This is a genomic window from Leucobacter chromiiresistens (assembly GCF_001477055.1).
GTDB classification, from domain to species: Bacteria; Actinomycetota; Actinomycetes; order Actinomycetales; family Microbacteriaceae; genus Leucobacter; species Leucobacter chromiiresistens_A.
This window is the reverse complement of record NZ_LDRK01000015.1, coordinates 1-19,242: the sequence shown is the minus strand read 5'-3', so window position 1 is coordinate 19,242 and position 19,242 is coordinate 1. Positions and strand designations below refer to the sequence as shown.

At 71.3% G+C, this 19,242-nt stretch carries 16 protein-coding genes and 1 tRNA gene; 6 read left to right on the top strand and 11 right to left on the bottom strand.

Annotated elements, in window-relative coordinates; all coding sequences use genetic code 11:
• Window positions 1-179 precede the first annotated feature (179 nt).
• From NS354_RS03195 to NS354_RS03185, 3 genes are all read right to left on the bottom strand, one after another.
• On the bottom strand, window positions 180-2,438 hold the full coding sequence (locus tag NS354_RS03195; protein ID WP_058593171.1) for a polyribonucleotide nucleotidyltransferase: 2,259 nt from the start codon (window positions 2,436-2,438) through the stop codon (window positions 180-182).
• Window positions 2,439-2,673: 235 nt separating this feature from the next.
• A complete protein-coding gene (locus NS354_RS03190) occupies window positions 2,674-3,720 on the bottom strand; it encodes an asparaginase domain-containing protein (RefSeq protein WP_058593170.1) in 1,047 nt (348 codons plus the stop codon).
• On the bottom strand, window positions 3,717-5,288 hold the full coding sequence (locus NS354_RS03185) for an amino acid permease (RefSeq protein ID WP_058593169.1): 1,572 nt from the start codon (window positions 5,286-5,288) through the stop codon (window positions 3,717-3,719). Before NS354_RS03185 ends, NS354_RS03190 begins: the two co-directional genes overlap by 4 nt.
• A 100-nt stretch (window positions 5,289-5,388) precedes the next feature.
• Between NS354_RS03185 and NS354_RS03180 the strand changes: the two genes are divergently transcribed.
• The gene (locus NS354_RS03180) at window positions 5,389-6,120 is read left to right on the top strand and encodes a FadR/GntR family transcriptional regulator (protein WP_241490319.1); all 732 of its coding nucleotides are present in this window, start codon (window positions 5,389-5,391) and stop codon (window positions 6,118-6,120) included.
• Window positions 6,121-6,329: 209 nt separating this feature from the next.
• On the opposite strand, the gene serA is transcribed toward NS354_RS03180, so the two are convergent.
• The 3 genes from serA to NS354_RS03165 all read right to left on the bottom strand — a co-directional run bounded on the left by serA (window position 6,330) and on the right by NS354_RS03165 (window position 8,905).
• Window positions 6,330-7,922 carry a phosphoglycerate dehydrogenase gene (gene serA, locus NS354_RS03175; protein ID WP_058593167.1) on the bottom strand — a complete coding sequence of 531 codons (1,593 nt, stop codon included), beginning with the start codon at window positions 7,920-7,922 and terminating at the stop codon, window positions 6,330-6,332.
• A gap of 89 nt (window positions 7,923-8,011) precedes the next feature.
• Complete coding sequence (locus tag NS354_RS03170) at window positions 8,012-8,332, bottom strand: hypothetical protein (RefSeq protein WP_058593166.1); 321 nt, start codon at window positions 8,330-8,332, stop codon at window positions 8,012-8,014.
• Between the two features lie 3 nt (window positions 8,333-8,335).
• Window positions 8,336-8,905, bottom strand: coding sequence for a hypothetical protein (locus NS354_RS03165; RefSeq protein ID WP_058593165.1), 570 nt, complete (start codon window positions 8,903-8,905; stop codon window positions 8,336-8,338).
• A gap of 94 nt (window positions 8,906-8,999) precedes the next feature.
• On the opposite strand from NS354_RS03165, the gene hrpB reads away from it, so the two are divergent.
• Window positions 9,000-11,633: an ATP-dependent helicase HrpB gene (gene hrpB / locus NS354_RS03160; RefSeq protein WP_058593164.1), complete on the top strand. Its 2,634-nt coding sequence runs from the start codon at window positions 9,000-9,002 to the stop codon at window positions 11,631-11,633.
• Window positions 11,634-11,769: 136 nt separating this feature from the next.
• Here the strand turns inward: hrpB and ilvC are convergent, their stop codons facing one another.
• The 5 genes from ilvC to NS354_RS03135 all read right to left on the bottom strand — a co-directional run bounded on the left by ilvC (window position 11,770) and on the right by NS354_RS03135 (window position 17,298).
• The gene (ilvC, locus tag NS354_RS03155) at window positions 11,770-12,828 is read right to left on the bottom strand and encodes a ketol-acid reductoisomerase (RefSeq protein ID WP_074690450.1); all 1,059 of its coding nucleotides are present in this window, start codon (window positions 12,826-12,828) and stop codon (window positions 11,770-11,772) included.
• Window positions 12,829-12,853: 25 nt separating this feature from the next.
• Window positions 12,854-13,363, bottom strand: coding sequence for an acetolactate synthase small subunit (gene ilvN, locus NS354_RS03150; RefSeq protein WP_058593163.1), 510 nt, complete (start codon window positions 13,361-13,363; stop codon window positions 12,854-12,856).
• 2 nt (window positions 13,364-13,365) lie between these two features.
• Complete coding sequence (locus NS354_RS03145) at window positions 13,366-15,162, bottom strand: acetolactate synthase large subunit (RefSeq protein WP_058593162.1); 1,797 nt, start codon at window positions 15,160-15,162, stop codon at window positions 13,366-13,368.
• An 81-nt stretch (window positions 15,163-15,243) separates the two neighbouring features.
• Window positions 15,244-16,938, bottom strand: a complete 1,695-nt coding sequence (gene ilvD / locus NS354_RS03140) for a dihydroxy-acid dehydratase (protein ID WP_058593161.1) — start codon at window positions 16,936-16,938, stop codon at window positions 15,244-15,246.
• Between the two features lie 120 nt (window positions 16,939-17,058).
• Window positions 17,059-17,298, bottom strand: coding sequence for a hypothetical protein (locus tag NS354_RS03135; protein WP_058593160.1), 240 nt, complete (start codon window positions 17,296-17,298; stop codon window positions 17,059-17,061).
• 139 nt (window positions 17,299-17,437) lie between these two features.
• On the opposite strand from NS354_RS03135, the gene NS354_RS03130 reads away from it, so the two are divergent.
• The 4 genes from NS354_RS03130 to NS354_RS03115 all read left to right on the top strand — a co-directional run bounded on the left by NS354_RS03130 (window position 17,438) and on the right by NS354_RS03115 (window position 19,165).
• The gene (locus NS354_RS03130; protein ID WP_058593159.1) at window positions 17,438-17,647 is read left to right on the top strand and encodes a hypothetical protein; all 210 of its coding nucleotides are present in this window, start codon (window positions 17,438-17,440) and stop codon (window positions 17,645-17,647) included.
• Between the two features lie 141 nt (window positions 17,648-17,788).
• Window positions 17,789-17,861 (top strand) — tRNA-Lys (locus tag NS354_RS03125).
• Window positions 17,862-17,936: 75 nt separating this feature from the next.
• Window positions 17,937-18,746 (top strand): inositol monophosphatase family protein, encoded by an 810-nt coding sequence (locus NS354_RS03120; protein ID WP_058593158.1) that lies wholly within the window; start codon window positions 17,937-17,939, stop codon window positions 18,744-18,746.
• Window positions 18,743-19,165: a DUF3054 domain-containing protein gene (locus NS354_RS03115; protein ID WP_058593157.1), complete on the top strand. Its 423-nt coding sequence runs from the start codon at window positions 18,743-18,745 to the stop codon at window positions 19,163-19,165. The genes NS354_RS03120 and NS354_RS03115 overlap by 4 nt, the downstream gene beginning before the upstream one ends.
• The last annotated feature ends 77 nt before the right edge of the window (window positions 19,166-19,242 follow it).

Below are 19,242 nucleotides of genomic sequence, written 5' to 3'. Positions count from 1 at the left end.
CTCCCGAGATGCGACAGGAAGTCCGCTCCCGGGGCGCTGATGCTCGCACATCCTGTCGCACGCCACGAGCGTGCGCGCCGCCCAACGCACGACGCCCAACGCACGACGCCCAACGCACAACGCCCGCCGCCCCGGTGCGGGACGGCGGGCGTCGGGTGCGGCGCACCGCGCTGCGCGGATTACTCCGCTGCGGGTGCCGCCGGAGCGTCGGCCGCCTCAGCGGCCTGCTCCTCGATCACGGGCTCGAGCGAGAGCTTGCCGCGGTCGTCGGTCTTCGTGATCTTCACGAGGATCTTCTGACCGACGGAGAGCACGTCGTCCACGCTCTCGATCCGCTTGCCGCCGGCGAGCTTGCGCACCTCGGAGATGTGCAGCAGGCCGTCCTTGCCCGGGAGCAGCGAGATGAAGGCGCCGAACGCGGCGTTCTTCACGACGGTGCCGAGGTACTGCTCGCCGACCTCGGGGTTCTGCGGGTTGGCGATCGCGTTGACCTGCGCACGCGCGGCCTCAGCGGCCGGCCCGTCGGTCGCGCCGATGTAGACGGTGCCGTCGTCGTCGATCGAGATGTCGGCGCCGGTCTGATCCTGGATGCCGTTGATCGTCTTGCCCTTGGGGCCGATCAGCTCACCGATCTTGTCGACCGGGATGGTCACCGTGAGAACGCGAGGCGCCGTCGGGGCCATCTCGTCGGGCACGTCGATGGCCTGGTTCAGCACGCCCAGGATCGTGAGGCGGGCCTCGTGCGCCTGCGTCAGCGCGCCCTTCAGCACGGAGGCGGGGAGCCCGTCGAGCTTCGTGTCGAGCTGGATCGCGGTGATGAAGTCGGCGGTGCCGGCGACCTTGAAGTCCATGTCGCCGAGCGCGTCCTCAGCACCCAGGATGTCGGTGAGCGCCGCGTACCGCGTCTCCCCGTCGACCTCGTCGGAGACGAGGCCCATGGCGATGCCCGCGACGGGTGCGCGCAGCGGCACGCCCGCGTTCAGCAGCGACAGGGTCGATGCGCAGACCGAGCCCATCGACGTGGAGCCGTTCGATCCGAGCGCCTCCGACACCTGGCGGATGGCGTAGGGGAACTCCTCGCGGCTCGGCAGCACCGGAACGAGGGCGCGCTCGGCCAGGAAGCCGTGCCCGATCTCGCGGCGCTTCGGGGAGCCGACGCGGCCGGTCTCTCCGGTCGAGTACGGCGGGAAGTTGTAGTGGTGCAGGTACCGCTTGCTCGTCACCGGGGAGAGCGAGTCGATCTGCTGCTCCATCTTGAGCATGTTCAGCGTGGTGACGCCCAGGATCTGGGTCTCGCCGCGCTGGAAGATCGCGGAGCCGTGCACGCGGGGGATGACCTGGACCTCGGCGTCGAGCGCGCGGATGTCGCTCGTGCCGCGCCCGTCCATGCGGACGCCCTCGGTGAGCACGCGCGTGCGCACGATGTCCTTCGTCACGGTCTTGTACGCGGCGGAGACCTGCGCGATGGCGGACTCGGGCAGGGTGCCGGCCTCGACCTGCGCGGCGATGCCCTCCTTCACGCGCGCCTTCAGCGCGTCATCGGCGTTCTGGCGCTCCTGCTTGTCGGCGATCTGGTAGATCGGCGCGAGCTCGGTGCGCGCGAGCGCGTCGACGGCCGCGAGGACCTCGTCGGTGTAGGGCAGGAAGACGGGGTAGTCGGCGATCTCCTTCGCCGACTGCGCGGCGAGTTCCGACTGCGCCTTGCAGAGCTGGGCGATGAAGGGCTTCGCGGCGTCGAGCCCCTCGGCGACGACGGCCTCGTTCGGCTTCTTCGCACCGCCGCGGATCAGCTCCCAGCTGTGCTCGGTCGCCTCGGCCTCGACCATCATGATCGCGACGTCCTCGTTGCCCTGCGCGTCGGTGACGACGCGGCCGGCGACGACGAGGTCGAAGACCGCGTCCTGCAGCTGCTCCGCATTCGGGAAGGCGACCCACTGGTCGCCGATGAGCGCGAGGCGCACGCCGGCGATCGGGCCGGAGAACGGGAGGCCCGAGATCTGCGTCGACGCCGAGGCGGCGTTGATCGCGAGGGCGTCGTAGAACTCGCCGGGCGCGATCGAGAGGACGGTGATGACGACCTGGACCTCGTTCCGCAGGCCGCTCACGAAGGAGGGGCGGAGGGGGCGGTCGATCAGACGGCAGACGAGGATCGCCTCGGTCGACGGGCGGCCCTCGCGGCGGAAGAACGAGCCGGGGATCTTGCCCGCGGCGTACGAGCGCTCCTCGACGTCGATGGTCAGGGGGAAGAAGTCGAAGTGATCCTTCGGCTGCTTCGATGCGCTGGTCGCCGAGAGGAGCATCGTCTCCTCGTCGAGGTACGCGGCGACGGCGCCCTGCGCCTGCTGCGCGAGACGACCGGTCTCGAATCGGATGGTGCGCTTGCCGAACGTGCCATTGTCGAGCACGGCCTCGGCGAACTTGATTTCAGGACCCTCCACGGGTTCTCCTTACTCACGAGAGCACGCGATGGACAGTCCGGATCGCGCCGGCATGCGCTGCGTTCGACCGCGGATGCTGATGTTCAGTAGACGACCACCCTGCGCACCGCTCCCGCGGATCAGAGGGATCCACCACCGAAGACCAGCCCGCCGATCGGCGTGCTCGGTTCTTCGTTTGACGCGGGCGATCGCCCGCTCCCCCCAGCGTAGCACCGCACCCCTGGGATGCCCAGGATCATCCCGCCGCCGCGGGCACGCGGCGCTGCTGCTCCCCCACCAGATTCCGATCGAGCGCGCTGCGCAGCTCGGCGCCCGAGAGCCCCGCCCGTCGGAGCGCGCGCAGTTTCGCGATCGCCGCCTCGGCGGTGAGATCGTGGCCGCCGATCACGCCGACGGCCGCCATGGCGGCGCCCACCGCGTAGCGCGGCAGGTCGACCGCGCCGTCCTCGCAGCGGGTGATCGCCAGCACCGGGGTGCCGGCATCGCGGGCCCGGCGCAGCGCCGCGAGGTGCACCGATCCGACGAGGGGGCCGGTTCCAGAGCCGTAGCACTCGAGCACCAGCCCATCGGGGAATGCGTCGAGGGCGGCCTGGAGCAGCTCGGCGGGCAGGCCCGGCACCATCGTCAGCATGCCGACGCGCGGCGCCGCGGCGTGCGCGCACGCGGCGAGGGCCGCCGCCAGCTCCGCGCCCACCCCGTCGACGGGGCGCGCGGCCGGCCGCCGCGCGACGAAGGCGTCGAACGCCTCGCTCGAGCGCTTGACTGCGCGGCAGGCCGGCAACGCGGCCCCGCCGAAGACGAGGCGCACCCCGGGCTCCCCGCCCGACATCGCCTCGCGGAACGCGTCGTCGAAGTTGCGCTCCGCGTCGCTGGCCGGGGTGCCGATCGGGCGCTGCGCACCGGTGAAGACGATCGGGATCGCGAGGTCGGCGAGCGCGAACGCCGTCTGGGCCGCGCTGTGCGCGAGCGTGTCGGTGCCGTGCACCACGATGACGGCCTGCACGGGGCCGTCGGAGATGCCCTCGGCGACGCGCTCGCGGATGAGGTCCGCGATCTCGAGCGCCGTTCCGTGGCCCGCCGCGGCGCTGTCGATCACGCTGCGCGGCACCGCGAGCCGCCAGTCGACCGGCCGCCCATGGCGTCTCGACGACGCGTCCACGAGCGCGGAGAGCACGTCCCCGAGGTCCGTCTGCGCGGCGAGACCGACGCCGGTCTCGCGCATGCCGAACGTTCCGCCGCAGTAGACGAGCAGCAGGCGCGTCGCCGGCCCGCGATCCCTCATGATCGCGGCCGGCGACCGGCCGGCCGCCCGTCGCCCGTCTCACCGTCGTGCGGCTGGCCCGCACCCGGCTCGTCCCGTTCGACCAGCGCCTCGTCGGGGATCGCGAACGCTGCGGTGAATGCCGACGCGTTGATCCGTCGGCGCACCGCGAACCACCCGATCACCATGAGGATCACGACTCCGGCGAAGACGACGAGCGTGATCCGCCCCACCGCCGCATCCAGTGCCATGAGCACGACGATGCCGATCAGGAAGACGAGCGTGACCGCGTTCGTGACGGGGGCGAACGGGAGCCGGTAGGCGGGGCGGGCCTCGCCCGTGCGGCGCGTGCGGCGCACGTACAGCGCGTGGCAGACCATGATCGACGCCCAGGTGCCGACGATGCCGATGCCGGCGAGGTTCAGCACGATGTCGAAGGCGCGGGCCGGCACGACGAAGTTCAGCCCGACGCCGAGCACGCCGATGGCTGCCGTGATCATGATGCCGCCGTAGGGCGCGCCCGAGGCGTTCAAGCGCTTCGCGAAGGCGGGCGCTGTGCCCGCGACGGCCATGGAGCGCAGGGTGCGTCCGGTCGCGTACAGGCCCGCGTTCAGGCTCGACATCGCCGCGGTCAGCACCACGACGTTCATGATGTCGCCGGCGTAGGGGATGCCGATGGAGTTCATGACGGTGACGAAGGGGCTCTCCGAGCCGGAGTAGGCGTTCCACGGCAGCAGCAGGGTGAACAGGATGACCGACCCCGCGTAGAAGAGCACGATGCGCCACATGATGGAGTTCACGGCGCGCGGGATGGCGGCGCGGGGGTTCTCCGACTCGCCGGCGGCGACGCCCACCATCTCGGTGCCGCCGAACGCGAAGACCACTCCGAGGGCGATCACGAACATCGCGCCGACGCCGTTCGGGAAGAATCCGCCGTTCTCCGTGATGAGCTGGAAGCCGGGCGTGCGGCCGTCGACCGGCGTCTGCGTGACGACGAGGAAGATGCCGATCACGCCGAACGCGACGATGGCGCCCACCTTGATGATGGCGAACCAGTACTCCATCTCGCCGAAGAGCTTGACCGACGCCACGTTCATCGCGAATACGATCGCGAGCGCGGTGAGCGCGAGCAGCCATTGCGGGATCGGCACGAAGACCGCCCAGAAGTGCATGTAGAGGGCCACGGCCGTGATGTCGGCGATCACCGTGGTCGACCAGTTCAGGAAGTAGAGCCAGCCGACCGCGTACGCGCCCTTCTCCCCCAGGAACTCCCGCGCGTACGAGACGAACGCTCCGGAGGACGGGCGGTACATGACGAGCTCGCCGAGCGCGCGCACGACGAGGAAGGCGAAGATGCCGCAGATGATGTAGACGAAGGCGAGCGACGGGCCTGCGATCTCCATGCGGCCGCTCGCTCCGAGGAACAGGCCGGTGCCGATCGAACCGCCGATGGCGATCATGGTGAGGTGGCGCCGCTTCAGGCCGCGCTGGTACCCGGAGTCTCCGGCGTCGACGGCGGTGGCGAGCGGCGCGGCACCGCTCGGTGCGTCGGCGGCGCTCCCGCCGCGCGGCAGAACTTCATCGTTCATGTTCGAACCCTCTTCGCTTCGCCGCCGGTGCGCCCGTGCTCACCTGTCCGGCTGTCAGACAGGTTACCCGAAATCGGGAGAAGTTCAATATCCTGTCCTGATGAGCTCTGCGCCGCCGCCGACCCTCGACCAGCGAGTCCGCGACGCGCTCCCGAAAGGCCCGTCCATGCACACCCCCGTCACGCGCATCAGCGCGACCGAGGCCGCGTTCCGTGCGATCCGGGATCTCATCGACGACGATGCGATCTCCCCCGGCGACCGCCTCCCCGGCGAGCTGACCCTCGCCAAGCAGTTCGGCGTCAGCCGCTCCGTCGTGCGCGAGGCCCTGCACGCCTGCGCGACGCTCGGCTTGACCGAGACCCGCAGCGGCAGCGGCACCTACGTCGTCTCGAAGACGCCCTCGGGCGTCTCCGAGTTCGGCGGGTTCGACCCCGACCACCTCATGGAGGCGCGCATCCACGTCGAGGTGCCGACCGCGGGGCACGCCGCTCAGCGCCGCACGGCGGCGGAGCTCGACGCGATGCGCCGGCTGCTGAGCCGCATGCTCGACACCACCGTGCTGCACGACTGGGTGCGCCTCGACCGCGACTTCCACACCCTCATCGCGGAGGCGAGCCACAACTCCGTGCTGCTGAGCATCACCGCGTCCATGCGGCGCTCGCTCGACCTCCAGTCGGAGTTCCTGAACATCACCCAGGCCAGGCAACTCGACTCCGACGTCGAGCACGCGGCGATCTTCGCCGCCATCGAGGCCTGCGACCGCGCAGGGGCCGAGCGCGCCGCGCTGCAGCATATCGAGGCCGTCGCCTCGGCCATTCGCGCCGGAAGGTAGCGGCGGGGGATCCCGCGCACGCCCATCAAGCAGGAGATCCGGCCCCGTGCAGGTGGCGATCCGCCGATCGTGCCTGCACGAGGCCGGATCTCCTGCGCGAGAATGCGCGATGCGCGGCGCGGCGCGCGGCGCATCGCGCAGCTCGCGCGCAGCGCGCAGCACGAAGCCCCTCCCGCGGGGATCGCGGAAGGGGCTTCGAGGTCCGACGTCTAGAGCGTGTCGATATCGATCGTGTGCATGCTCTCCGCGCCGATCGCGCCGCGGAGCGCTCCGATGAGCGCATCCTCGACGGGCGCGTCCACGGAGAGCACCGACAGGGCGGTGCCGCGCTTCTCATCGCGCGCGATCTGCAGACCCGCGATGTTCACGCCCGCCTCGCCGAGCACGCCGCCGTACGTCGCGACGATGCCCGGGCGATCCACGTAGCTGAAGACGATCAGGTGCTCGGGAATCGGCAGCTCGACCTCGTACCCGTTGATCTCGACGATCTTCTCCACCTGCTTCGGGCCCGTGAGCGTGCCCGAGACGGAGATGGGGGTGCCGTCGGTGAGCGCGCCGCGAATCGTGATGACGTTGCGGTAGCTCTCCGACTGCGCATCGACGGAGAACCGCACATCGATGTTGCGCTGCTCCGCGAGGAGGGGCGCGTTGACGTACGACACCGGCTCGCTGACGACCTTCGAGAACAGTCCCTTGAGCCCGGCGAGGCGCAGCGCCTGCACGTCGTGGTCGGCGAGCTCGCCGTGCACCTCGATGTCGACCGAGGCGATCGCGCCGTCGGCGAGCCCCGCGAAGACCTGCCCGAGCTTCTCCGTGAGCGGCAGACCGGGGCGCACGTACTCGTCGATCGCGCCGCCGGCCACGTTCACCGCGTCGGGCACGAGGTCCCCGGCGAGCGCGAGGCGCACGGACTTCGCGACCGAGACGCCCGCCTTCTCCTGAGCCTCGTCCGTGGAAGCGCCGAGGTGCGGGGTGACGTTGACGTTCGGCAGCCCCGTGAGGCGCGTGTCCGCCGGCGGCTCCTGCACGAAGACGTCGAGCGCGGCACCGGCGATCTCGCCCGCGGCGAGGGCCTCCGCCAGCGCATCCTCGTCGATCAGTCCGCCGCGGGCCACGTTCACCACGTACGCGGTCGGCTTCATCGCGCGCAGCTGCTCCGCGCCGATCATGCCGAGCGTCTCGGGCGTGCGCGGCATGTGGATCGTCAGGAAGTCTGCGCGGGCCACGAGCTCGTCGAGGGAGACGAGCTGCACGCCCAGCTGCTGGGCGCGAGCCGCGGTGATGTAGGGGTCGTAGGCGATGAGCTCGACGCCGAAGCCGCGCAGGCGCTCCGCGATGAGTGCGCCAATGCGCCCGAGCCCGATGATGCCCACGGTCTTCTCGAAGAGCTCGATGCCCGTGTACGCGGAGCGCTTCCACTCCCCCGCGGCCAGCGACTGGTGGGCGCGCGGCAGGTGGCGGGCGAGCCCGAGGATGTGCGCGACCGTCAGCTCGGCGGCGCTGATGATGTTCGAGGTCGGCGCATTGACCACCATGACCCCGGCCTGCGTCGCGGCCTTGATGTCGACGTTGTCGAGACCGACGCCGGCGCGGGCGACGACCTTGAGCTTCGGCGCCCAGCCGAGCGCCTCCGCGTCGATCTGCGTGGCGGAGCGGACGAGCACCGCATCCGCGGTGCCGAGCGCCGAGCGCAGCGCGTCGCGGTCGGTGCCGTCGACGTGCACCACCTCGAAGTCGGGGCCGAGAGCGGCGATGGTTGCGGGCGAAAGTTGTTCGGCGATCAGCACGACCGGCGCAGACATCAAGCAGATCCTTCGGGTTGAAAACGAGGACAATACGCGCAGCGCACGCAGGTCACCAGTCTAGCCCTGCCCAGATCACCCGATCCCGGCTATGCGAAATATGACGACTCGGGAATCACGTGCATGAGGTCGATCTGCCACGCCGCCACCAGCGCGACCCCGGCGGCGAGCAGCAGGATCCGGATGCCCGCCCGCCGGCCGCGCCCGACCAGCAGCGCCGCAGCGAGCACGACGAGCGGCATCGCGATGCCGACGATGAGCCAGATCCGCCCGCTGCCCGACAGGCCGGTGCCGAGCGCATCGCTCAGCCCGGCGATCCCGACGAAGTTGCCGATGCCGGCGACGACCGCGTAGAGGTAGAGCAGGCCGAGCAGCAGCCCGACCGTCCACGACGCAATGAGTTTCAGCACCGCTCAGGCCCCTCTCGCGATCAGCATCGGCAGCGGCACGAGTGCGATCGCACCGATGAGCAGCAGGATCGCGAGGCGCTTCGTGCGGCCCCCGCGACTCAGCGCGAGCGCCGTGAAGAACCAGAGCGGCGCCGCGAGCGGCGCCGCCCAGAACACGACCTGCTGCAGCACGCCGCCGATGAGTCCGCTGCCCGCCGCGGTGACCGCGTTGTTGCCGGAGTAGGCCTGGGCGACGATGAACCAGCCCCACGTGTAGAGCAGGTACAGCCCGCCGAACACGCCGAGCACCACGAGCGCGCCGTTCGACATCTGCGGGCGCTCGTCGATCTCCGCATCGCGTCCCTCGCTCGCGGGCGCATCCGCGGGCGCACCGGCGGCCTCGGATCGGGGCGACGGCGCCGATCCCGCGCTCGTCGCATCGTGCCCGGCGTGCGGCCCCGGCCGCACCGGCTCTGCGCCGAGGGGCGCGTCGGCCGGAGCGGCGACGGGCGCCGCCTCGCCTTCGACGGTCCATCCGCTCGCGAGCGAGCTCTCCCGAGGTTCCCGCGGCGCGCGGCCCGGCTTCTGCTTCATGGGATCCAGGGTATCGGTCCGCGACTCGGAGACCGCCGAAAGCGGCGGGCGCCGAGCGCGCCCCTCCGCCTGCCGCGGCTTCTAGACTGGAGCGATGCCGCACCGCTTCGATCTCGCCGCGATCGGCGCCGGCCTCGGAGTCGCCGACGCGGCCGGCGCGGTCGAGCGCGCCGCGGGTGTCGGCGCGGCCGTGGTCACCGCGCCGCCGGGCACGGGGAAGACGACGTTCGTGCCGCCGCTCATCGCGAATCTCCTGCTCGCCCGCGCCTCCGGGCCCGCCCCCTCGGGTGCGACCCCGGCTGCGGATGCGACTCGGGGCGCGGGTGCACCGACCGTGCTGCTCACGCAGCCGCGGCGCGTGGCCGTGCGCGCGGCCGCAGCGCGCATCGCGCACCTCGACGGCTCCCCGGTCGGGGCCGCCGTGGGTTTCACCGTGCGCGGCGAGCGCGTGCTCGATCCCGGGCACCGGCTCGAGGTGCTCACCCCCGGCGTGCTGCTGCGACGCCTGCTCGCGGAGCCCGACCTGCCGGGCGTGGGGGCCGTGGTCCTCGACGAGGTGCATGAGCGCTCCGTCGACGGCGACCTGCTGCTCGGCATGCTCGCGGAGGTGCGGGAGCTGCGCGACGATCTCATCGTTGTGGCGATGTCGGCGACGCTGAACGCGGAGCGCGTCGCCGATCTGCTCGGCGCTGCAGGCGCCCCCGCCCCGATCGTCGAGGTGCCCTCGACGCTCCATCCGCTCCGGGTCGAGTACGCCCCGTGCGAGCACCCGCGGCTCGATGAACGCGGCGTCACCCGCGGGTTCCTCGCGCATGTCGCCGCCGTCGCGGCGGAGGCGCAGCGCGTCGACCGGTGCGACGCGCTGGTGTTCGTGCCGGGCGCGCGCGAGGTCGATGAGCTGGTGCGCCTGCTGCGCGCCCGGGTCGATGCGCGCGGCGGCGGGGTCGAGGTGCTGGCACTGCACGGCCGGTTGGATGCCCGCGAGCAGGATCGCGCGGTGCGCGGCCCCGGTCCGGGTGATGCGCCCCGCATCGTCGTGAGCACCGCGCTCGCCGAGAGCTCGCTCACGGTTCCGGGCGTGCGCCTCGTCGTCGACGCGGGCCTTGCTCGCGAGGTGCGCCGGGATCAGGCGCGCAGCATGACAGGCCTCGTCACGGTGAGCGCCTCCCGCGCGAGCGCCGTGCAGCGCGCCGGCCGCGCGGCCCGGCTCGGCCCGGGCCGCGCGGTCCGCGCCTATTCGGAGGGCGACTTCGCGCGCATGCCGGCCGACGCCCCGCCCGAGATCGCCTCGGCCGACCTCACGGATGCGGCACTGCTGCTCGCCGCCTGGGGCACGCCGCGCGGCGACGGGCTGGCCCTGCTGACCCGCCCGCCGGAGCCGGCGATGCACGAGGCCGAGGGAGTGCTGCGGGCGCTCGCGCTCGTGGACGCAGCGGGCGGCATCACCGCCCTCGGCAGGCGCATCGCCCCGTTGCCGGTCGGCGCGCGGGAGGCGCGCGCTCTGCTCGCGGGCTGCGCCGAGCTGGGCGATGCGCGCGGTGTCGCGGAGGTCGTCGCCGCGATGTCGGGCGACTTCCGCGACCCGGGCTCGGACCTCGCACGCGTGCTCGCCGAGCTGCGAGCAGGCCGCGCGCCCGGGGCGGGGCGCTGGCGCGGTGAAGCGCGGCGGCTGCTCCGCATCGCGGCGGCGCATGCGGGCGGCGATGCGCGGCGGCGCGTTGCGCCCGGCGCCGTCGAGCCGGGCGCGGTGCTGGCGCTCGCACGCCCCGAGTGGATCGCGCGCAGAGTCGACGCGGGCTCCCGCGCCTACCTCCTCGCGAGCGGCACGCGGGCGGCGCTCCCCGAGGGCAGCCCGCTGCTCGCGTCGAGCTGGATCGCGGTGCGCGAGGTGCAGCGGGCCGACGGTCGCGCCGCTGACGGCACGGGCGCCGTCGTCCGTCTCGCCGCCGCGCTGCGCGAGGACGACGCGCTGCGGTTCGGGGCGGCGCTGCGCACCGACAGACGTGCAGCGCGCATCGCCCACGGCCGCGTACAGGTGCGGCAGGAGCGGCGGCTGGGCGCGATCCTGCTGAGTTCGACACCGGTCGCCGCGAGCGCTGCGGATACCGCGCCCGCCATCGCGCTGATGCTCCGAGATGAGGGGCTCGCCTCGCTGCCCTGGTCCGAGGCGGCCCGGGGCCTGCGCGCACGACTCGCGCTGCTGCACGCCGAGCTCGGCTCCCCCTGGCCCGACGTGGGCGACGCCGCACTCATCGACGGCCTGGAGGAGTGGCTGGGCCCCGACGTGGAGCGGTTCTCGGGCGGCTCAGCGCTCCGCTCCCTCGATCTCGCCACCGCGCTCCGGCGCCTGCTCCCCTGGCCCGACGCGGCGCGATTCGAGCAGCTCGCCCCCGAGCGACTGGCCGTGCCGTCGGGCGGCAGTGCGCGCATCGTCTACCCGGAGCCCGGCACCGGAACGGAGCGGCCGATCGTCGCCGTGAAGCTGCAGGAGGTGTTCGGGCTCGCCCGCACGCCGGCGCTCGTCGACGGGCGCGTTCCCGTGCTCTTCCACCTGCTCTCGCCGGCGCGCAGGCCGCTCGCCGTCACCGACGACCTCGAGTCGTTCTGGAACGGCCCGTACCAGCAGGTGCGCAAGGAGATGCGGGGCCGGTACCCCAAGCACCCGTGGCCGGAGGATCCCTGGTCGGCGCCCGCCACCGCCCGCACGAAGCGCGCCCCGACCCCGTGACTCCGAGCGGTTCATCGGAGGCGAGCGCCGGAGGGGGTGCGCGATCCCGCGCCCGATCGCCCCGCCCGGCCGCGCCCCGCACAGCAGAACGCCCGCCGGGAGGACTCCCCCGGCGGGCGTTCGATTCGCGATCAGATCAGCGTGCAGCCGAGCCGTCGACGTAGTCGGCGTCCTGCTGCTGCCACGCGAACAGCTTGCGGAGCTCGCCGCCGGTCTTCTCGATCGGGTGCGACTCCTCCTTCTTGCGGAGCTCCTGGAACTCGACGCCGCCGTTGTCCTGATCCTCGATGAAGCGCTTCGCGAAGGCGCCCGACTGGATGTCGGCGAGCACCTCCTGCATGTGCTGCTTCACCTCGGGGCCGATGACGCGCGGGCCCGAGACGTAGTCGCCGAACTCCGCCGTGTCGGAGATCGACCAGCGCTGCTTGGCGATACCGCCCTCCCACATGAGGTCGACGATCAGCTTCAGCTCGTGGAGCACCTCGAAGTAGGCGATCTCGGGCTGGTAGCCGGCCTCGGTGAGCACCTCGAAGCCGTACTGCACGAGGTGGCTGGTGCCGCCGCAGAGCACCGACTGCTCGCCGAAGAGGTCGGTCTCGGTCTCCTCGGTGAAGGTGGTCTTGATGACGCCGGCGCGGGTGCCGCCGATGGCCTTCGCGTACGACTTCGCGGTCTCCCACGCGGTGCCCGAGGCGTCGACCTCGACGGCGATGATGTCGGGGATGCCGCGGCCGGCTTCGAACTCGCGGCGCACCGTGTGGCCGGGAGCCTTCGGCGCGACGAGGATCACGTCGACGCCGGCGGGGGCCTCGATGTAGCCGTAGCGGATGTTGAACCCGTGGGCGAACGCGAGCGTCTTGCCCTCGGTCAGGTGATCCTTGATCGACTCGGAGAAGATGGCGCGCTGGTGCTGATCCGGCGCGAGGATCATGATGAGGTCGGCCCATGCCGCGGCGTCGGCCACGGTCTTGACCTCGAACCCGGCCTCTTCCGCCTTCTGCGTCGACTTCGAGCCCTCCTTGAGGGCGATGACGACCTCGACGCCCGAGTCGCGCAGGTTCATCGCGTGGGCGTGGCCCTGCGAGCCGTAGCCGACGACGGCCACCTTCTTGCCCTGGATGATCGACAGATCGGCGTCGGCATCGTAGTACATCTCTGCCACTTGGGACTCTCCTTCGTTGTGGTGATTCGTGATAACTCGTGCAGCGAAGCGTGCTTCGCTAGTTCTTGAAGACGCGCTCGGTGATCGATTTCGATCCGCGCCCCATGGCGATGAGGCCGGATTGCGCGATCTCCTTGATGCCGTAGGGTTCGAGCACCTTCAGGAAGGCGTCGATCTTGCCGCGGTCGCCCGTGACCTCGATGGTGAGGGCGTCGGGCACGACGTCGACGACGCGCGCGCGGAACAGGGTGACCGCTTCGAGCACGTGCGATCGCGACTGGTTGTCGGCGCGCACCTTGATGAGCACGTGCTCGCGCTGCACCGAGGAGGCGCCCTCCAGTTCGACGATCTTGATGACGTTGACGAGCTTGTTGAGCTGCTTCGTGACCTGCTCGAGCAGCACGTCGTCCTGGTCGACGACGACGGTGATGCGCGAGAGGCCGCGCATCTCGGTCGGGCCGACCGCGAGCGATTCGATGTTGAAACTGCGTCGGGCGAACAGCCCGGCGACTCGGGTCAGCAGACCCGGCTTGTCCTCGACGAGGAGGCTCAGCACGTGACGGCTCATGGTTACTCTGCCTCCCACTCGGGGCTGTGTTCGAGTGCGTACTGGATGTCGCTGTTCGAGGTGCCCTGCCGCACCATCGGCCAGACCATCGCGTCCGCGCTCACGACGAAGTCGATGACCACGGGGCGGTCGTTGGTGGCGAGGGCGAGCTGAATCGCCTCGTCGACCTGGTCCTCGCGCTCGACGCGGATGGCGAGGCACCCGTACGCCTCCCCGAGCTTCACGAAGTCGGGAACGCGCTGCGACCCGTGCCCCGTGTTGAGCTCGGTGTTCGAGTACCGGCCGTTGTAGATCAGCGTCTGCCACTGGCGCACCATGCCCAGCGACGAGTTGTTGATGACGGCGACCTTGATGGGGATGTTGTTCACGACGCAGGTCGCGAGCTCCTGATTGGTCATCTGGAAGCAGCCGTCGCCGTCGATCGCCCAGACGACGCGGTCGGGCTCGGCGACCTTCGCGCCCATCGCCGCGGGCACGGCGTAGCCCATCGTGCCCGCCCCGCCCGAGTTCAGCCAGGATCCGGGGCGCTCGTACGTGATGAATTGCGCGGCCCACATCTGGTGCTGGCCGACGCCGGCGGCGTACACGCCCTCCGGCCCGGTGAGCTCGCCGATGCGCTGGATGACCTGCTGCGGGGAGAGGAGCCCGTCGCTCGTCGGCTGGTGCCCGAGCGGGAACTTCTGCTGCAGCCCGCGCAGCCGCTCCCACCACGGGCTGATGTTCGCGCACTCGCGGCTGACCTGCGCAGTCGACATCGCGGCGATCAGGTCGGCGATCACCTCGGCGGCATCGCCCACGATCGGCACGTCGGCGGCACGGATCTTGCCGATCTCGGCGGGATCGATGTCGGCGTGGATCACCTTCGCGTGGGGGGCGAACAGCGCCGCCTTGCCGGTGACCCGATCGTCGAAGCGCGCGCCGAGGGTGATCAGCAGATCCGCCTCCTGGAGGGCGAGCACCGCGGGCACGGTGCCGTGCATGCCCGGCATGCCGAGATGCTGCGCGTGCGAGTCGGGGAAGACGCCCCGCGCGGTGAGGGTGGTGACGACGGGCGCGCCGACGAGCTCGACGAGCTGCAGCAGCTCCTCCGCGGCGCCGGCGCGCACCACGCCGCCGCCCACGTAGAACACGGGCCGCTTGGCGTCGGCGATCAGATCGGCCGCGGCCTGGATCTGCTTGCTGTTGGCCTTGGTGATGGGGCGGTACCCCGCCAGATCGGAGCGCTCGCCCCACACGAAGTCGAACTCAGCCTCCTGGGCGTCCTTCGTGATGTCGACGAGCACGGGGCCGGGGCGACCGGTCGACGCCAGGTAGTAGGCGGCCGCGATCGCCTCGGGCACGTCCTCCGCCCGCTTCACGAGGAAGGAGTGCTTGGTGATGGGCATCGTGATGCCGACGATGTCGGCCTCCTGGAACGCATCCGTGCCCATGAGGTGCGAGTACACCTGGCCGGTGATCGCGAGCAGCGGCACGGAGTCCATGTAGGCGTCGGCGATGGCGGTGACGAGGTTCGTCGCGCCCGGCCCCGACGTGGCGATGCAGACGCCGACGGTGTTGCTCGCCGTGGCGAAGCCCTCCGCGGCGTGACCGCCGCCCTGCTCGTGCCGCACGAGCACGTGGCGGAGCTTCTGGGCGTCCATCAGGGCGTCGTAGAGCGGCAGCACCGCGCCGCCGGGCAGCCCGAAGACGTCGGTGACGCCGAGCGCCTCGAGGCTGCGGACGACGGCCTGGGCGCCGGTCATCCGCTCGCCGCGTCGAGCCGCGGGTGGTGATGGGAGTGCACTCGATTCCGAGTTCATGTCCAGCTTTCGTGATCGGAGGTGATGTCGCGGAACGCGGCCGTGTTCGGCCGACGGCGTGCCGTGCGCGCGTCTTCCGGCTCAGCCGGTGACGGCGCCGTGGGACGCCGACTTGACGAGCTTCGCGTACTTCGCCAGCACGCCGCGCGTGTACCGCGGGGGAAGCGGGGCCCAGTTGTCTCGTCGGGCCTCGAGCTCAGAGGGGTCTACCAGCAGATCGAGCGTTCGTGCGGCGATATCGACCCGAATCAGGTCTCCGTCGCGGACCAGTGCGATCGGACCGCCGTCCGTCGCCTCCGGTGCAATGTGGCCGATGCACAGGCCGGTTGTGCCGCCTGAGAATCGTCCGTCCGTCAATAGTAGTACATCTTTGCCGAGTCCCGCGCCCTTGATGGCGGCGGTGATGGCGAGCATCTCGCGCATGCCGGGGCCGCCCTTCGGCCCCTCGTACCGGATCACGACGATGTCGCCCTTGCCGATGCGCCCCTCGGTGAGCGCGTCCATCGCCGCCCGCTCCCGATCGAACACGCGGGCCGGGCCCTCGAACAGCTCGGCGTCGAACCCGGCCGTCTTCACGACGGCGCCCTCGGGGGCGAGCGATCCGTGCAGGATCGACAGGCCGCCGGTGGCGTGGATCGGGTCGTCGAGGTGGTGGATCACCGTCCCGTCGATGGGATCCGGGTCGAGCTCGGCGAGGTTCTCCGCCATCGTCTTTCCGGTCACGGTGAGCGCGTCGCCGTGCAGCAGGCCCGCGTCGAGCAGCGCCTTGAGCACGACCGGCACACCGCCGTGGCGGTCGATGTCGGCCATCACGAACTTGCCGAACGGCTTCATGTCGGCGAGGTGCGGCACCTTCGAGCCGATGCGGTCGAAGTCCTCGAGGGTGAGATCGACCTCGGCCTCGCGAGCGATCGCGAGGAGGTGGAGCACCGCGTTCGTCGACCCGCCGTACGCCATGAGCAGCGTGATGGCGTTCTCGAACGCGTGCTTCGTCAGGATGTCGCGCGCGGTGATGCCGAGGCGGAGCATGTTGACCACGGCCTCGCCGGAGCGGTGCGCGAAGTAGTCGCGGCGGCGATCGGCGCTGGGCGGCGCCGCCGAACCCGGCAGGCTCATGCCGAGCGCCTCGGCGATGGAGGCCATCGTGTTCGCGGTGTACATGCCGCCGCACGCACCCTCGCCGGGGGCGATCGCGCACTCGATGCGCTTCAGGTCCTCCTCGCTCATCGTTCCGGCCTTGCACGCGCCGACCGCCTCGAAGGCGTCGATGATCGTGACCTCCTTCTCGGTGCCGTCGGTGAGCTTGACCCAGCCCGGGGCGATCGATCCCGCGTAGAGGAACACGGATGCGAGGTCGAGGCGGGCCGCGGCCATCAGCATGCCGGGCAGCGACTTGTCGCAGCCGGCGAGCAGCACGGACCCGTCGAGGCGCTCCGCCATCATCACGGTCTCCACGGAGTCGGCGATGACCTCGCGGGAGACGAGCGAGAAGTGCATGCCCTCGTGGCCCATCGAGATGCCGTCGGAGACGGAGATCGTGCCGAACTGCAGGGGGTAGCCGCCGCCCGAGTGCACGCCCTCCTTCGCACCCTGCGCGAGCCGGTCGAGGCTCAGGTTGCAGGGAGTGATCTCGTTCCACGAGCTCGCGATGCCGATCTGGGGCTTGTCCCAGTCGGCGTCGCCCATGCCGACCGCGCGGAGCATGCCCCGGGCCGCGGCCTTCTCGATTCCATCGGTGACGTCGCGGCTGCGCGGCTTCATGTCGATCTCTGCCATAACCGCCATTCTAGGGGCTGACGCATGCACGGATCGGCGTGGGCGGACGCAGATCCGCAGGCCTGACGCACGAGCGGGGCCGGAGGAGCGACTCCCCCGACCCCGCCTGCGCGGTGCGCGCTACTTGCCGGTGAGCGGCAGCAGCGTGAACGGCAGCGCGAACCCCAGCGTGGTCGCGGCGAGGCCTCCGGCGAAGGTCCACACCTCGGCGGGGCCCAGCTCCGGGTTCACGCCGTAGCTCATGACGACGAATCCGCCCAGCACCAGCACGATCGACACCAGGAACACGATCGCCGTCACCGCGCTGACCGCACCCTGGGAGCTCTCCTCGAACAGCGCGCCCGTCTCCTGCTTCGCCATACCGGCTTCTCCTTCATCGTTCGTTCCGCAACCTCGCCCGCGCGAAGCCTGTCGGTGCCAGGCTACCGCAACCCCCTCCCTCCCGCAGACCCTCCCGCTAGGCTGAAACGGTCATCATCATCGACCGCTGGGAGGCACCGTGTCCATTGGCAAGTACGTCACCAATCCCGGAGTGATCGGCGCTGCGTTCGGAGCGCTGAGCACCGCGCGGCGAACGGGTTCGATGCGCAAGGACTGGCGTCGGTATCTGGTCTGGGGCGCCTGGCTCGCGGGTCTCGCCCTCGCCATCGCCACCGTCTCGATGCAGGAGCAGGACGAGCAGGAGCAGGCGCGCAGGAAGCTGCGCTGAGCGGACGGGTCGCTCGGGCGCCTCGGAGAACTGATGCCGGGCGACGCGCGCGGGATGCGACCCCCGATTTGAGGGCTTCCCCGCGAACGTGTTAGAGTTTCATCCGTTGCTCAGCGAGGCAGGCCCTCGGAACAGCGATACGCGCCTTTAGCTCAGTTGGTAGAGCAGCTGACTCTTAATCAGCGGGTCCACGGTTCGAGCCCGTGAGGGCGCACAGTGCGAGAAGCCCGGTATTCGATACCGGGCTTTTCGCGTATCCGCCCGGTTTCCGCTCACGGAAGGTGTGTCCATGACCCGAGCGCTCCCCTCGCCCGATCTCGCGCTGGCCCTCGAACTCGCGGACGCGGCCGATGCGATCTCGCTGCCCCGTTTCCGCGCCGCCGATCTCGCGATCGACACGAAGCCGGATCGCACGTTCGTCACCGATGCGGACACGGCGGTCGAGCGCGCACTGCGCGAGCGCCTCGCCGCCGAGCGCCCGCACGACGGGTTCCTCGGCGAGGAGTCGGGGCGGGCGGATCGGGGCGCGCGGCGATGGATCATCGATCCCATCGACGGCACGTCCAACTTCCTCCGCGGCGTGCCGAACTGGGCGACGCTCATCGCGCTCGAAGTCGATGGGAGCCCGACGGTCGGCGTCGTCTCGGCGCCGGCGTTCGGCGCCCGGTGGTGGGCCGAGACCGGCGCGGGTGCGTGGGGGCGGCAGGAAGGGGCGGATGCCCGTCGGCTGCGCGTCTCGCAGGTCTCCGACCTCGCGCACGCCTCGCTGAGCTTCCAGAGCATCGAGCAGTGGGATCTCGCGGGGTACCTGCAGCCGCTCATCGATCTCTCGCGTGCGGTGTGGCGGGATCGCGCCTACGGCGACATGTGGTCGTACATGCTGCTGGCGGAGGGCCTCGTCGACATCGTCGCCGAGTTCGACGTGAAGCCGTACGATCTCGCCGCGCTCGTGCCGATCGTGCGCGAGGCGGGTGGCAGGTTCACCGACATCGACGGTGCCGCGAGCGCCTGGAACGGCAGCTCGCTCGCGACGAACGGGCACGTGCACGACGCGGTGCTCGACGTGATCGAGCGCTCGCGCGCGGAGGCGGACCGGTGAGCGCGGCGTCCGGCCTCCGACGCCGCGGCGGCGGCGCGTCCGTTTCGGGCCGCACCGTCGCGATCGCGCTCGCAGTCGACGTCGTGTTCGTGCTCCTGTTCGCCGGCATCGGGCGGAGCAGCCACGCGCGCGCCGAGACGCTGCTCGGCCTGCTGGGCACGGCATGGCCGTTCCTCGCGGGGCTGGGGATCGCGTGGCTCGCCGTCCTCGCCGCAGGGCGGCCACTGGCGATCGTGCGCACCGGACTCCCCGTCTGGGCGGGAGCGGTGGTCATCGGCATGCTGCTGCGCGCGGCGACCGGCGCCGGCACGGCGCCGTCGTTCATCGTGGTCACGGCGGTGACGCTCGGCGTCTTCCTGGTCGGCTGGCGGGCGATCGCGGCCCTGGTGCTGCGGCTCCGCGCTCGCACCTCCCGCTGACGCGACCGCGGAAGCGCGAGCGGCCCCGCCCGATCCGATCGGGCGGGGCCGCTCGCGCAGTGCGCGCTCGACGCCAA